The following is a 13589-nucleotide window of genomic DNA, read 5'->3' as shown; positions in this document are numbered from 1 at the left end:
CATCAATAAACATAAAAATACAAAGTTTTGCCTTTGAGTGTTCATGAGGTTTTTAATCTTTAATGGATGAAAAACAACCCGGAGGCTGAAAATTAATACGAAAGTTGGTGAAAATGAGAATTATTTTTATTAAAATTGTAACGCATTTTATTATTTTATTTTTTTTTACTTTTGTCTGAGTTTTTTGGAATTTTTATGAAGTCTGCTGCATTGGGGTTGTTTGAACAGCCTATTTTTAAATTTAGTGTATTGAGTTTGATGTTGTTGCAAGCTCAGCATGCAATCGCAAATGAACAAACTGCCGTTATGCCTACAATCAAAATTGAGGCGATGAGTGAGCTTGATCCGATCAAAAGTTATATTGATTATGATCAGGCGAGTGTGACGCGTAATGGATTAAAGAAAAAAGATATTCCGCAAACCATTGATACGATTGATGTGCAGAAATATAAAATTTACGGTGCCAATGATTTAAGTGTGATGTTGCAAGGTACGCCAGGCGTATCAACGAGTTATGATATGCGTGGTGATGGTATCAGCATACGGGGTTTTAATGCTGATACTGGTGATATTTATCGAGATGGTATTCGTGAAAGTGGTCAAATACGTCGGAGTACAGCAAATGTTGAACGTATCGAAATTTTAAAAGGTCCAGCATCTGTACTTTATGGTCGTAGTTCAGGTGGCGGTGTGATCAATATGGTGAGTAAATTTGCCAATTTTGACTCTAAAAGTTCGGTAGGGATTTATGGTGGATCATATGATAACTATGGAACAACGTTGGATTTCAACCAAGTTCTAAATGATAACTTTGCTGTCCGTTTGACAGGAGAATATGGCGAGTCGAACAGTTTCCGTTCAGGTATCGAAAACAAAATCGAGATGCTTTCCCCAAGTTTTACATATAAAAATGATGATGGCTTAACTTGGACAATGCAGTATACCTACGATAAATTACATCGTGTTCCAGATCGTGGCCCTTCATTTACTGCTCTACCTAAAGGTACATCAATCAAAACAGGTTTTGCACAAGAGGGTGATTATGTAAATGATATTTTACAAGTTGCACGATCTGACCTGAATTATGAGTTTGCGCCAAATTGGAACTTTCATTGGGCTGTTAGCTATCGAGAAACTGAGCAGAATTTTGATCATTTTTACTTGGGTAGTCTTTGTTTAACAGATGTAGGAGCTTGTAATGGACATGTCGGTGATATTTCACAGCTCTACTATTGGCAGCAAACAAGTAACAAAACTACAAGTAATACCTTTGATATTCAGGGTGAGTTCAATACTGGAAGCATAAAACATAATTTATTGCTGGGTGCTGATTGGACCTATGAACAGCGCGAACCTTTGCTTGCAAATCAAAATGAAAATGGTACGGCTATTTATGGTTATGTAAATCCGTTAACTGGGGAACGTAGTCATTCAAGAGGTACAGGTGCTCTAAAAATACGAACACATAACTATAACCAAGGGGAAGGCTATGGTGTATTCATTCAAGACCTGATTAGTTTTAATGAATATTTCAAAATGATGTTGGGTGGGCGCTATGATTACTTCCACTCGCAAACAACTAATCGTTTGAAGACAAGTGAAGAGAAGGAGTACCAACGTAGTATTGATGGAGAAAGCTTTAGTCCAAACATCGGTTTTATTTGGCAGCCTGTAGAAAGTCAAAGTTTCTATGCTTCTTATAGTAAAAGTTTTGCTCCATTTGGTGGTCGAGTGGGAGTGAGTGTCGTATCTGCGGATACAAATGTTAATGCGTTTGATGCCGATCCTCAATACAACGAGCAATACGAAGTTGGTGTAAAAAGTGATTGGTTAAATGACCGTTTGAATACTCAATTTTCTGTTTTCGATATTCGTAAGAATAATATCCGCTATAAACCAGATCCTGAGAATAAACCAGAAGAATGGGCAGTTGGCGGACAGCATCGTTCTCGAGGAATGGAGTTTAGCTTTATTGGACGTGCACTCGATAATGTTTTTGTACGAGGTGGATACAGCTATATAGATGCAGAAGTTACTAAAGATAAAGAAAAACCAAAAAATGTTGGAAAAGAACTGAATAATGTACCAAAACATATCGGTAATTTATTTGTTCGTTATCTACCTACAGATAAAATCTATGGAGAAATTGGTGCAACTTATGTAGGAGATGCGAAGGTATATCCAAATGGTAATTTAGATAGAGAACCGACCGATTTTAAGGGGTTTACACGTCTCGATGCTGCGATTGGTTATAGCGCTGACCCTTGGAACCTGACGATTGCTGTCAATAACTTGACCAATAAAGAATATTGGCGTTCTGACTCGATGCCAGGCACACCACGTAATTTCTTGGTACGTTTAAACTATCAATTCTAATGGCTTGAACAAGTCACATATAAAAAAGCACTTTTGATCAACAAAAGTGCTTTTTTCTTTCTTATAAACGTAGGACGCCATACGCAAACTATAAAATGCTGTCAGAAAGGAATTAATTTAGAAAAACAACTACAAAGTCACAAAATTTGTTAGAATCAGAGAAAACACTAACAAAGAGATAATAATAATGAAGATCGCACTTGTACTCCTATTCTTATTTTCTATTCTCGTTTTGGGTTATACCAGTTATGAAGATGCACAGACGAAAAAACGCCAAGAACTTATGAAAGTGGTTCATGAGGCTGAGCATAGTTTGAATGAAATTCAACACAATCCACACACGCATTTGACCAATCTAAAACAAACTAAATAAGTAACAAGTTTTGCTATGATGTATTGAGCTATTTTGATGCATTTGTTGCGATCAACAAGTCATCTTTTTTTGATTGTAGGTGCGCAAGTTCCTATTAGAATCTGCTAAAATATTTACCATTAAATAAAAAGCTGCATATTTGTTATGCGGCTTTTTATATTTTGATAGCGGAATTAGATTTATACATGTTTTGATGTGACGCGTATCGAGCTGGCATATAGATTGCTTTCAGCTTTGTATACCTTTTGGTGAAAAATTCAAAAAAGTTTGAAACACAAAGGTATAGATTTTATCTCCTATGATCTTAGATTTTGACAGGTGCTATTATGGCAACGCCTAATGCTTCGGCAGGTTTGTTAGAACGCTTATTTAAATTGAGCGATAACAAAACGAGTTTTAGAACAGAAGTTCTTGCAGGTGTAACTACATTTTTGACCATGTGTTACATCATTATTGTAAATCCATTGATTCTTTCAGAAACAGGAATGGATCATGGTGCTGTATTTGTAGCAACCTGCTTAGCTGCGGCGATTGGCTGTTTGGTGATGGGGTTAATTGCGAATTATCCAATTGCTTTAGCCCCAGGTATGGGCTTGAATGCTTACTTTACATACTCAGTATGTTTGGGTATGGGAGTGCCTTGGGAAACCGCTTTAGCAGCAGTATTCATTTCTGGTTTGGTTTTCCTCGCGATTAGCTTTATGAAAATTCGTGAAGCGATTGTCAATGCTATTCCGATGTCGTTGAAACTGGCGATTGGTGGTGGTATTGGATTATTCCTTGCTTTGATCGCATTAAAAAATGCTGGGATTATTGTTGATAATCCAGCAACTTTAGTTGGTTTAGGGGATATCAAACAACCAACAGTATTACTCGCTTTATTCGGCTTTTTAATGATCGTGGTTTTGCATCAGTTCAAAATACGTGGTGCAATCATTATTAGTATTTTGGTGATTACCGCAATTGCAACAGCTTTAGGTTTAAATGAGTTTAAGGGTGTGGTCGGCCATATTCCATCAATTGCTCCAACATTTATGAAAATGGACTTTGAAGGTCTATTCACTGCCAGTATGATCGGTGTTATCTTCGTCTTCTTCATTGTTGATTTATTTGACAGTACTGGAACTTTGGTCGGTGTTTCACACCGTGCAGGCTTGTTGAAAGATGGTAAATTGCCGCGCCTGAAAAAGGCATTGTTTGCTGATTCATCAGCAATCGTTGCGGGTGCTGCATTAGGTACATCATCAACAACTCCGTATATTGAATCTGCTTCTGGGGTTGCGGCAGGTGGACGTACAGGTTTAACGGCGGTGGTCGTTGCTGTGTTATTTGTGGGTTGTTTATTTTTAGCACCACTTGCTCAATCTGTACCAGGTTTTGCTACAGCACCTGCATTGTTGTTTATTGGAGTATTGATGATTCAAGGAATCACCCATATTGATTGGGATGATATCACTGAAGCAGTACCTGCATTTTTAACGATTGTATTTATGCCATTTACCTATTCGATTGCGGATGGTATTGCAATGGGCTTTATTAGCTATGCATTGGTTAAACTTCTTACGGGCAAAGCAAAGACTGTACCGTATATGGTTTGGATCATTGCAGCACTGTGGGTATTTAAGTTTGTTGCATTTGGCGGTTAAGTCGCTTAAAAATTAGAAACCTTTTAAGGGGTGTACCTGATTAGGCAACACCCTTTTTTATTTAGACGTGGAGTTAATATGAATCAAGTCGAACTGATTCGTGCTTTACCCAAAGCCGAGTTGCATGTGCATATTGAGGGGACATTTGAACCAGAACTGATGTTTGCAATTGCACAGCGTAATCAGATCCAGATTCCTTACCAATCTGTCGAAGAAGTGAAGCAAGCGTATAACTTCCATAATCTTCAATCTTTTTTAGATATTTACTATGCTGGCGCAAATGTGTTGGTGCATGAACAAGATTTTTATGATCTTGCTTGGGCATATTTTGAAAAATGTGCAGACGATCGCGTCGTGCATACTGAAATGTTTTTTGACCCGCAAACGCATACTGAGCGTGGGGTTGAATTTGTTACGGTCTTAAAAGGTTTAAAACGTGCGTGTGCAGATGCAAAAGAAAAGTTGGGCATCAGTTCTCAGCTGATTATGTGTTTCTTACGTCATTTGAGTGAAGAGAAAGCATTTGAAACACTTGAGCAAGCTTTACCATTTAAAGATGACATTATTGCTGTTGGTTTGGATTCAAGTGAGGTGGGGCATCCACCATCGAAATTTGAACGTGTTTTTGCCAAAGCGCATGAAGCAGGTTTCTTAATCGTTGCACATGCAGGTGAAGAAGGTCCACCAGCGTATATTTGGGAAGCCTTGGACTTACTTAAAGTCAATCGTATTGATCATGGTGTTCGTTCAGAAGAAGATGAGCAGCTTATGGCTCGTTTAATTTCAGAAAAGATGCCCTTAACTGTATGTCCTTTAAGTAATCTAAAGTTATGTGTAGTAAATGATATGGCTGAGCATAATATCCGTCGCTTACTGCAAAAAGGTGTCCATGTCACAGTAAACTCAGATGATCCTTCATATTTCGGTGGTTATATGAATGATAACTTTGTTGCGATTCAGCAGGCCTTAGATTTATCCAATGATGAGCTAAAACAGCTTGTGATTAATTCATTTGAAGCTTCATTTATATCAGATGAAGAAAAACGAAAGTGGATTGATGAAGTAAAGAAAATTTAAATGAAAAAAACCGCATTATGCGGTTTTTTTATATTCAAGGGCTTATTTAGGTTGTTTTAACATGCTTCGTAAGACATTATCTTTATCGATAAAATGATGTTTAACTGCCGCTAAGGCATGTCCAACGATCAGCAAGCCTGCAAACCATGACAAATAAATATGAAGCGGTTTTACAATTGCTAAAAGCTCTGGATTATCTTGAACTAATCTTGGAATTTCGAAAAGATATAACACAGGCGCAGGATGACCAGCACTCCAACTAAATAAACAACCAGTGATTGGTAATGCCAAGAGCATTAAATAAAGTAGGAAATGTCCAACATGCGCCAAGGTTTTCATCATTGGTGACATGGTGTCGGGAAGTTTGGGAGCTGGGTGGGTATAACGCCAAAATATTCGAATGACAACTAAAAATATAATTGTAGTTGCAATATTTTTATGTAGAGTGATGACGTTACCTTTAAAGCTACCATCAACTTCGTAGCTAAGAAAATTTCCACTATAAAAGCCAATAAGCCATGCAACAATAAAAATCGCTGCCATGAGCCAATGCAATACTTGTGCTGTGCGTGTGTAGTATTGTGGTGAGGTTGACATCGCAACATCCTAGCTGTGATATGAATAAGTTGATTCTAAATATGGAAATAAACTCCTCATACTGTGTCTATGTAACAGAGCGTTTTATCCTTAGAACGTTTAAGGGCTGCTAATATTAAGATCGAGCATATTTTGGAATGATACAAGATATGTTTCATCATTATTCCACGTAAGCGAATTATCATGCTGTAAGAGTGGAAATTGTTTTATTGTGTAAAAATGATTTTGAGTCATATCATAAATGCTCGCGTTTAGGCACAATACGCCTGCCAAAATTTAGGTAGGTAAAAAATTATGAAAAAATTAGTATTGACTGTTGTTCCATTGGTTTTAGCATTTACTGGATGTGCTGCTACAGATACAAATAACCCAACAGCAACCTCACAGCAATTGGGCATGGCTGCTTTAAAAGTTGCCGTAAATGCAAAATGCTTAAATGAAATTAACAATATTCCAGCATGGAAAACTGCTACACGCCTTATGAGTGCGGACCAGAAAAATGAGATCCAAACCAATGTGTGTGGTTGTGTCAGTGATAAAGCACCTGAAAGTGTGACTGCTTTTGATCTTGCAACTGCAGCAGTTGACCCAGCTGCACGTACAATGATTGTAAATAAAGTCGTTTCTGAAACAGTAAATGCATGTGTAAACGAGGCTTTTGCACAAGCAAAGTAATAAAGTGAGGCTGTAATCAGCCTCTTGTTGAGAGATTTAATATGACGATTGCTGGTGTCGATGAGGCAGGCCGTGGTCCGTTGGTTGGCTCTGTAGTTGCTGCAGCTGTGATTTTGGATCCAAATAATCCAATTGAAGGCTTAAATGACTCGAAAAAGTTGACCGAAAAAAAACGTGAAAAACTATTTGCTGAGATTCAGGAAAAAGCATTAGCTTGGTCGATTGCTGAAGCAAGCCATGCTGAAATTGATGAGTTTAATATTTTACAAGCCACTTTTCTTGCAATGCGTAGAGCAGTGGAGGCATTAGCGACTCAACCAGCAAAAGTGATTGTGGATGGTAATCAAATTCCTAAAGGAATCAGTATACCTTGTGAAGCAATTGTGGGTGGTGATGCGACGCATGCTGAGATCAGTGCTGCCAGCATTCTGGCTAAAGTTACGCGTGATCGCCAAATGAAAGTTTTAGACCAACAATATCCTGATTATGGCTTTGCTAAGCATAAAGGTTATCCTACTAAGGCTCATTTTGAAGCGATAGCAATACATGGGGTGATTGACGAGCATCGACGTAGTTATGCTCCTGTTAGAAAAGCATTGGGCTTATAAATAATTAAAGCGACTATTTTAGTCGCTTTAATTATTGAAGAATTCGCTATATTAACGATTAAAGTTATTATGTTGAGAGAAATCATTACTCTCTTCTTCATACGTGTGTTGATAATCTTGATCAAGATGTTGTAAATGCTCATGCATGGCACGTTCATGTTGGATACGTTGGTAAATTTCCTCACGATGCACAGAAACCTCTTTTGGAGCATTTACACCAATACGCACCTGATTGCCTTTTACGCCAAGCACAGTAACACTGACTTGATCCCCAATCATTAATGTTTCTCCGACACGACGGGTCAGAATCAGCATGTTTATCTCCTTGCTAAACGCTTAAACTTGCGACAGGGAATTCATTGTTCGAAAGCACAGCCTAATATACAAAAAATTCTAACAAAATTATGTAAAAAAAATTTTTTTTCGTAAATTTTGTGAGAACTTTCTTAAAACCTCTGCGCTAATATAACAGAGCCACTATAAAAAAAACTATAGTGGCTCTGTTTTTTTTATTATTTACTTGAAAGTAAATATTTAACTAGCTAGAAATTAAGCACGTGCACTGCTTTCACCATGCTCACGGTCTAGACCAAAAGCTGTGTGTAAACAACGAACTGCTAGTTCTAAATAGTTTTCTTCGATTAATACAGAGATTTTAATTTCTGATGTAGAAATCATGAGAATATTAATGCTTTCTTCCGCTAAAGCTGTGAACATTTTACTTGCAACACCAGCATGAGAACGCATACCTACACCAACGATAGAGACTTTAACGATATCATCACGCGTAACAACCTCACATCCTTCGATGCTGCTTGCTGTTTGCTCTAGAATTGCTTTTGCTTTCGCTAAGTCGTTACGATTTACTGTAAAAGTGAAATCAGTTGTTCCATCTTCTTCTACATTTTGGATAATCATATCCACTTCAATGTTGGCATTACTAATCGGCGATAAGATTTTAGATGCAATACCAGGTTCATCAGGAACGCCTAGAATCGTTAATTTTGCTTCGTCACGGTTAAATGCAATACCTGCAATGATTGGTTGTTCCATATCGTCTTCCGCCTCAGTGGTAATTAGTGTGCCTACATTTTGTTTAAATTCTTCGTCAAATGCGCCGTCATTGTCATTATCAAAACTAGATAATACACGTAATGGGACTTGATATTTACCTGCGAATTCAACAGAGCGAATTTGTAAAACTTTCGAACCTAAAGATGCCATCTCTAGCATTTCTTCGAATGAAATACGGTCAACTTTCTTTGCCTTAGGTGCAACACGAGGATCTGTGGTATATACACCATCAACATCAGTATAGATTTGGCATTCATCAGCTTTCAATGCAGCTGCGATTGCAACACCTGATGTATCTGAACCACCACGACCTAAAGTTGTTGTATTGCCATCAGCATCAAAGCCTTGGAAACCAGCAACGACGAGAACACGACCTGCATCTAAATCTTTGGTCATAATGTCGGTGTCAATAGATTCAATACGCGCTTTAGTAAACGCACTGTCAGTTCTGATTCCAACTTGACGACCAGTATATGATTTAGCTTCTACACCAATAGAATTAAGTGCCATAGCTAACATGGAAATCGTTACTTGTTCACCCGTAGACACCATTTGATCAAGTTCACGTGGGTCAGGGGTGCTGGTAATGGCTTTAGCAAGCGCAAGTAAGCGGTTAGTTTCACCACTCATTGCAGACACAACCACGACCACCTTGTGACCATGATCATGCCAGCGCTTGACACGACGAGCAACATTTAAAATGCGCTCAGGAGTACCCATTGAGGTACCGCCATATTTTTGAACGATTAATGCCATAGTTGTTCCATATAAGCCATGACCCTGAGAGGCATCAGGGTCAGTTACACAAAAGTGAAGTTCTTATTGCCCAAGCCAAGCAGGCAATCCTGCAAAAACTTGATCGAACTTCTCGTTTAGTGGCGCGCCACCTTGTGCTAAGTCAGGTTTACCACCACCTTTGCCACCGAGTTCTTGAGCTAAGTGTTTGATGATGTCACCTGCCTTGAGATTTGCAGTATATTGTTTAGCGACAGATGCGATTAAACTCACTTTATCGCCTTCAACGCCAGCTAAAATAATGACTGCATCTTCCAATTTTGATTTTACGCTATCATGTAAATTGCGTAATGATTTGGCATCTAAACCTTTGACTGTTGTAATGAGTGTTTGACGTCCAGCAATGTCTTTCACCTGATCCAATAATTCAGCTGCTTGGAAGCTTGCTAATTTTTGATTCAATTGTTCAATTTGCTTTTGCAAACTTGAAGCTGTTTCAACAACTGCTTCAACTTTTTCAACAGTTTGGTCTTTTTGAGCTTTTAATAAGCTATTAATGGTCTGAATGTCATGATCTGCCTTTTGTACGACTCCAAGTGCTTGAGTGCCAGTTACAGCTTCGATACGACGCACACCAGCAGCAACACCGCCTTCAGACGTGATTTTGAACAGACCAATGTCTCCAGTGCGTTGAACGTGAATACCACCACAAAGCTCTATAGAGAAGTTTTTCTCTTCAATTACTGAGCCCATAGACAATACGCGAACTTCATCACCGTACTTTTCACCGAAAAGCATCATTGCACCTTTGGCTTTGGCTGTTTCGATATCAAGTAATTCGGTTGTCACTGGAGTGTTTGCTATAATTTCTGCGTTAACCAAACGTTCAATTTGTTGAAGTTGTTCAAATGTCACCGGTTGGTCATTTGCAAAGTCAAAACGTAAAACGTCGCTAGCAACGAGGGAGCCTTTTTGCTGAACATGATCACCTAAAATTTGACGTAAAGCTGCATGTAAAAGGTGTGTTGCAGAGTGGTTACGTGCAGTTGCTGCACGAATGTCTGCTTTAACGGTTGCTTCAACACTTTGAGTTGCTTTTAAGCTACCTACAGTTACGATACCTTGATGCACGAAAGCACCACCAGATTTTTTGGTATCTTGTACTTCGAAGATACCCGTATCGTTTTTGAAGACACCTGTGTCACCGATTTGACCGCCGCTTTCTGCGTAGAAAGGTGTTTGATTCAATACAATTAGGGCTTCATCACCTTCATTGATCTCATCAACTTGAATACCATCTTTATAGATCGCAACAATTTGACCTTGGCCATGAGTTGCTTCATAACCGTCGAATTGGGTTTCACCTTCGACTTTCACAATGCTGTTATAGTCTACTGCGAATTTTCCTGCATCACGTGCACGTTGACGCTGTGCCGCCATTTCGACCTCAAAACCAGCTTCATCGATTGTTAGATCACGTTCACGTGCAATATCTGCGGTTAAATCTGTTGGGAAACCATAAGTATCATAAAGTTTAAATACCGTTTCACCTGCAATCACATTACCTTTGAGTTGTGCGAGTTCACCCTCAAGTAATTTCAAACCTTGTTCAAGTGTTTTAGCAAACTGTTCTTCTTCACGGATTAACGTTGCTTCGATGACATCTTTGCGAGCAGCAAGCTCAGGATAAGCTTCGCCCATAACCTCAATTAAAGGTTGCAACATTTTATAGAAGAATGTGCCAGTTGCACCAAGCTTGTTACCATGGCGTACTGCACGACGAATAATACGACGTAATACATAACCACGACCTTCATTTGAAGGATTTACGCCATCCGCAATCAAGAAACAGCAAGAACGTGCGTGATCAGCAACTACACGGAGTGATGGTTGACCTTCATCCTCAATACCGATGATGTTGGCTGCCGCTTTTAATAAGTGTTGGAACAGGTCAATTTCATAGTTTGAGTTGACATGTTGAAGTACAGCAGAAATACGTTCTAAGCCCATCCCTGTATCAACAGAAGGTGCAGGAAGAGGGTGCATCACGCCATCCGCAGTACGGTTGAACTGCATGAAAACGTTATTCCAAATTTCAATGAAACGATCGCCATCTTCTTCTGGCGTACCTGGTAAACCACCCCAAATGTGGTCGCCATGATCGTAGAAAATTTCTGAACAAGGACCACAAGGACCTGTATCACCCATCGCCCAGAAGTTATCTGAAGCGTATTGACCACCTTTATTGTCGCCAATACGGATAATACGTTCAGCATCTACACCGATTTCTTTATTCCAGATGTCAAATGCTTCGTCATCAGTATGATAAACCGTGACATATAAACGATCTTTTGGTAAGCCTAACCACTGTTCGCTGGTTAAAAATTCCCAAGCAAATTTCAAGGCATTTTGTTTGAAATAATCGCCAAAAGAGAAGTTACCCAACATTTCAAAGAATGTGTGGTGGCGTGCAGTGTAACCAACATTATCAAGGTCGTTGTGCTTACCACCTGCACGAACACACTTCTGTGATGAAACGGCACGAACATAGTCACGCTTTTCTAGACCTAAAAAACAGTCTTTGAACTGGTTCATACCAGCATTGGTAAACAGCAAAGTTGGGTCGTTGGCGGGAACGAGTGAGCTCGAAGCGACACGTGTATGCCCTTGCGATTCAAAGTAACGCAAAAATGCTTCACGAATTTCAGCTGATGTCATAAAACGAGTACTCACAACCAAGACACTCCATAATTTTGAATTTGGCTATATGCAATTAAGGTGATTGTAAAAGGTTCTACAATCGAGCTTATTGCATGGCATGGATTTTAAAAGTGCTAAATTATAACGGAAAATACCTATCCGACCAACGATTTTACAAGCAATATCATATAAAACTGTGTTTAAGCTAAAAATCTATATTCAACAGCGCGCTTCATGTTTTACCATATAGCACATAAATGATGATGTTTTGATGAACAAGGGCTCTGCATGCAACGTATCGCTATCAATGGATTTGGTCGAATTGGCCGGAATGTATTACGTGCATGGTTTGAAAATCCTAAACAGTTCCAATTTGAGATTGTTGCAATTAATGACGTCGCTGACGTACAAACATTGGTACATCTATTTAAATACGACACAACACATGGGCGCTTTGCTGGACAGGTTGAAATTCAGATTGAAAACCAACATATTTTTTTGAATATTCAGTCCCATCAGCGTCAGCTTAAACTGCAGGTATTTAAACAAGAGCAGCCTGAGTTGCTTCCTTGGAAAGATTTAGAGATCGATGTGGTGCTGGAGTGTACGGGGTTATTCCGTTCGCGAGCGGATGCAACTCGTCATATTGAGGCAGGGGCGAAACGCGTCATTATCGGTGCGGCACCATTTGATAGTGTAGATGCTGCAATTGTTTATGGTGTAAACCATGCCGATGTAAAAGCAACTGATCAGATCATTTCTAGTGTTTCATGTACTACGCAAGCATTAGTCCCTTTAGTGAAGATTATTGATGATGCTTTTGGTATTGATACAGCCTTAATGACTGAAATTCACGCAGTGACTGCAGATCAATCTGTTTTGGATCATGCGCATCGCGATTTACGTCGAGCACGGGCTTCTGGTCAGAATATTATTCCAACGACGTCAAGTGCTTTAGGTGCATTGAAACGTGTTATGCCGAAAATGGAAAATCGAATAGATGGTTACTCCATCCGAGTGCCTACGATTAATGTTGCAGCAATCGATTTAACCTTTGTATCACACTCACCAATTACGGTGCATAAAGTAAATGAAATATTAGTCAAGGCTGCACAGTCTGATTATGCACAGATTATGCAAGTGACCGATGAAGATCTTGTCTCTAGCGATTTTAATCATTCGCCATATTCCTTAATTGTAGATTTAACTCAGACCATGGTTGTCGGTCATCAAGCAAAAGTTTTTGCGTGGTATGATAATGAATGGGGTTACGCAAATCGTTTACTCGATTTGTGTGAGTCGTTCGACTCATAAATTTTATAACTAAAAAATAATTTGGAGATTTAAATGACATTTATGTTGATGTGGGGATTTATTGCTATTTTATTACTGGCGGTTATATTTTTATTTTGGTTTCAATTTAAAACGAAGTCAGAACCAACGTATGATGCTCAGGTGCTGCAAGTTGAAGAAAAAGTTTTGCATTTGGAATTACATTTAAAAAAAGGCTTAGAAATTATGCAAGATATGGCCAAAAAAATGCATGTGCAACAAGAAGTGTTAGATAAAACCATTGCGAATGTTGCCGCTTTGGAAAAACAGAATGCTGAGTTAGTTAGTGTTTTAGAAATGATGATTAAAACTGGGAATAAAAAATAAAGAAATTTTGTTGTTTGCTATATTTACTATTGTTATTCTTTTGTCGATTTAATAAGACTAAAATTAAAA

General features: G+C 38.7%; 12 protein-coding genes. 8 read left to right on the top strand and 4 right to left on the bottom strand.

Translation table 11 applies throughout. From position 1 onward, the window contains the following. Positions 1–195: 195 nt before the first annotated feature. The 4 genes from F2A31_RS09765 to F2A31_RS09750 all read left to right on the top strand — a co-directional run bounded on the left by F2A31_RS09765 (position 196) and on the right by F2A31_RS09750 (position 5472). Positions 196–2376 carry a TonB-dependent receptor gene (locus tag F2A31_RS09765; protein ID WP_150026227.1) on the top strand — a complete coding sequence of 727 codons (2181 nt, stop codon included), beginning with the start codon at positions 196–198 and terminating at the stop codon, positions 2374–2376. 187 nt (positions 2377–2563) lie between these two features. Then, a complete protein-coding gene (locus F2A31_RS09760; RefSeq protein WP_150026226.1) occupies positions 2564–2749 on the top strand; it encodes a hypothetical protein in 186 nt (61 codons plus the stop codon). Between the two features lie 326 nt (positions 2750–3075). Then, on the top strand, positions 3076–4395 hold the full coding sequence (locus F2A31_RS09755) for an NCS2 family permease (protein ID WP_004638516.1): 1320 nt from the start codon (positions 3076–3078) through the stop codon (positions 4393–4395). Between the two features lie 78 nt (positions 4396–4473). Continuing rightward, positions 4474–5472 carry an adenosine deaminase gene (locus tag F2A31_RS09750; RefSeq protein ID WP_150026225.1) on the top strand — a complete coding sequence of 333 codons (999 nt, stop codon included), beginning with the start codon at positions 4474–4476 and terminating at the stop codon, positions 5470–5472. A gap of 42 nt (positions 5473–5514) precedes the next feature. On the opposite strand, the gene F2A31_RS09745 is transcribed toward F2A31_RS09750, so the two are convergent. After that, positions 5515–6069, bottom strand: a complete 555-nt coding sequence (locus F2A31_RS09745) for a cytochrome b (RefSeq protein ID WP_150026224.1) — start codon at positions 6067–6069, stop codon at positions 5515–5517. A gap of 294 nt (positions 6070–6363) precedes the next feature. On the opposite strand from F2A31_RS09745, the gene F2A31_RS09740 reads away from it, so the two are divergent. Both F2A31_RS09740 and rnhB read left to right on the top strand, forming a co-directional pair. Further along, positions 6364–6744, top strand: a complete 381-nt coding sequence (locus F2A31_RS09740) for a hypothetical protein (RefSeq protein WP_150026223.1) — start codon at positions 6364–6366, stop codon at positions 6742–6744. A 41-nt stretch (positions 6745–6785) separates the two neighbouring features. After that, on the top strand, positions 6786–7352 hold the full coding sequence (gene rnhB / locus F2A31_RS09735; RefSeq protein WP_150026222.1) for a ribonuclease HII: 567 nt from the start codon (positions 6786–6788) through the stop codon (positions 7350–7352). Between the two features lie 51 nt (positions 7353–7403). Here rnhB and csrA read toward each other — a convergent pair whose 3' ends face one another. The 3 genes from csrA to alaS all read right to left on the bottom strand — a co-directional run bounded on the left by csrA (position 7404) and on the right by alaS (position 11894). Then, entirely contained in the window at positions 7404–7667 is a 264-nt protein-coding gene (gene csrA, locus F2A31_RS09730) for a carbon storage regulator CsrA (RefSeq protein ID WP_005082058.1), read from the bottom strand. 234 nt (positions 7668–7901) lie between these two features. After that, positions 7902–9182 (bottom strand): aspartate kinase, encoded by a 1281-nt coding sequence (locus F2A31_RS09725; protein WP_150026221.1) that lies wholly within the window; start codon positions 9180–9182, stop codon positions 7902–7904. A 63-nt stretch (positions 9183–9245) separates the two neighbouring features. Continuing rightward, a complete protein-coding gene (gene alaS, locus F2A31_RS09720) occupies positions 9246–11894 on the bottom strand; it encodes an alanine--tRNA ligase (RefSeq protein ID WP_171490584.1) in 2649 nt (882 codons plus the stop codon). Between the two features lie 255 nt (positions 11895–12149). On the opposite strand from alaS, the gene F2A31_RS09715 reads away from it, so the two are divergent. Together F2A31_RS09715 and F2A31_RS09710 are read left to right on the top strand one after the other, a co-directional pair. Next, positions 12150–13175 (top strand): type I glyceraldehyde-3-phosphate dehydrogenase, encoded by a 1026-nt coding sequence (locus F2A31_RS09715; protein WP_017396203.1) that lies wholly within the window; start codon positions 12150–12152, stop codon positions 13173–13175. Positions 13176–13208: 33 nt separating this feature from the next. Beyond that, positions 13209–13520 (top strand): hypothetical protein, encoded by a 312-nt coding sequence (locus tag F2A31_RS09710; protein WP_150026220.1) that lies wholly within the window; start codon positions 13209–13211, stop codon positions 13518–13520. Positions 13521–13589 lie beyond the last annotated feature (69 nt).

The sequence above is a fragment of the Acinetobacter suaedae genome (assembly GCF_008630915.1).
Classification (GTDB): Bacteria; Pseudomonadota; Gammaproteobacteria; order Pseudomonadales; family Moraxellaceae; genus Acinetobacter; species Acinetobacter suaedae.
This window is presented reverse-complemented; position numbering and strand designations above follow the sequence as displayed.

Bases quoted from the DNA above. Each gene is read 5' to 3' on its own strand.
- csrA (WP_005082058.1), bottom strand. From the start codon at position 7,667: ATGCTGATTCTGACCCGTCGTGTCGGAGAAACATTAATGATTGGGGAT.
- F2A31_RS09750 (WP_150026225.1), top strand. From the start codon at position 4,474: ATGAATCAAGTCGAACTGATTCGTGCTTTACCCAAAGCCGAGTTGCAT.
- F2A31_RS09765 (WP_150026227.1), top strand. From the start codon at position 196: ATGAAGTCTGCTGCATTGGGGTTGTTTGAACAGCCTATTTTTAAATTT.
- F2A31_RS09715 (WP_017396203.1), top strand. From the start codon at position 12,150: ATGCAACGTATCGCTATCAATGGATTTGGTCGAATTGGCCGGAATGTA.
- F2A31_RS09740 (WP_150026223.1), top strand. From the start codon at position 6,364: ATGAAAAAATTAGTATTGACTGTTGTTCCATTGGTTTTAGCATTTACT.
- F2A31_RS09710 (WP_150026220.1), top strand. From the start codon at position 13,209: ATGACATTTATGTTGATGTGGGGATTTATTGCTATTTTATTACTGGCG.
- F2A31_RS09755 (WP_004638516.1), top strand. From the start codon at position 3,076: ATGGCAACGCCTAATGCTTCGGCAGGTTTGTTAGAACGCTTATTTAAA.
- F2A31_RS09760 (WP_150026226.1), top strand. From the start codon at position 2,564: ATGAAGATCGCACTTGTACTCCTATTCTTATTTTCTATTCTCGTTTTG.
- F2A31_RS09745 (WP_150026224.1), bottom strand. From the start codon at position 6,069: ATGTCAACCTCACCACAATACTACACACGCACAGCACAAGTATTGCAT.
- F2A31_RS09725 (WP_150026221.1), bottom strand. From the start codon at position 9,182: ATGGCATTAATCGTTCAAAAATATGGCGGTACCTCAATGGGTACTCCT.
- rnhB (WP_150026222.1), top strand. From the start codon at position 6,786: ATGACGATTGCTGGTGTCGATGAGGCAGGCCGTGGTCCGTTGGTTGGC.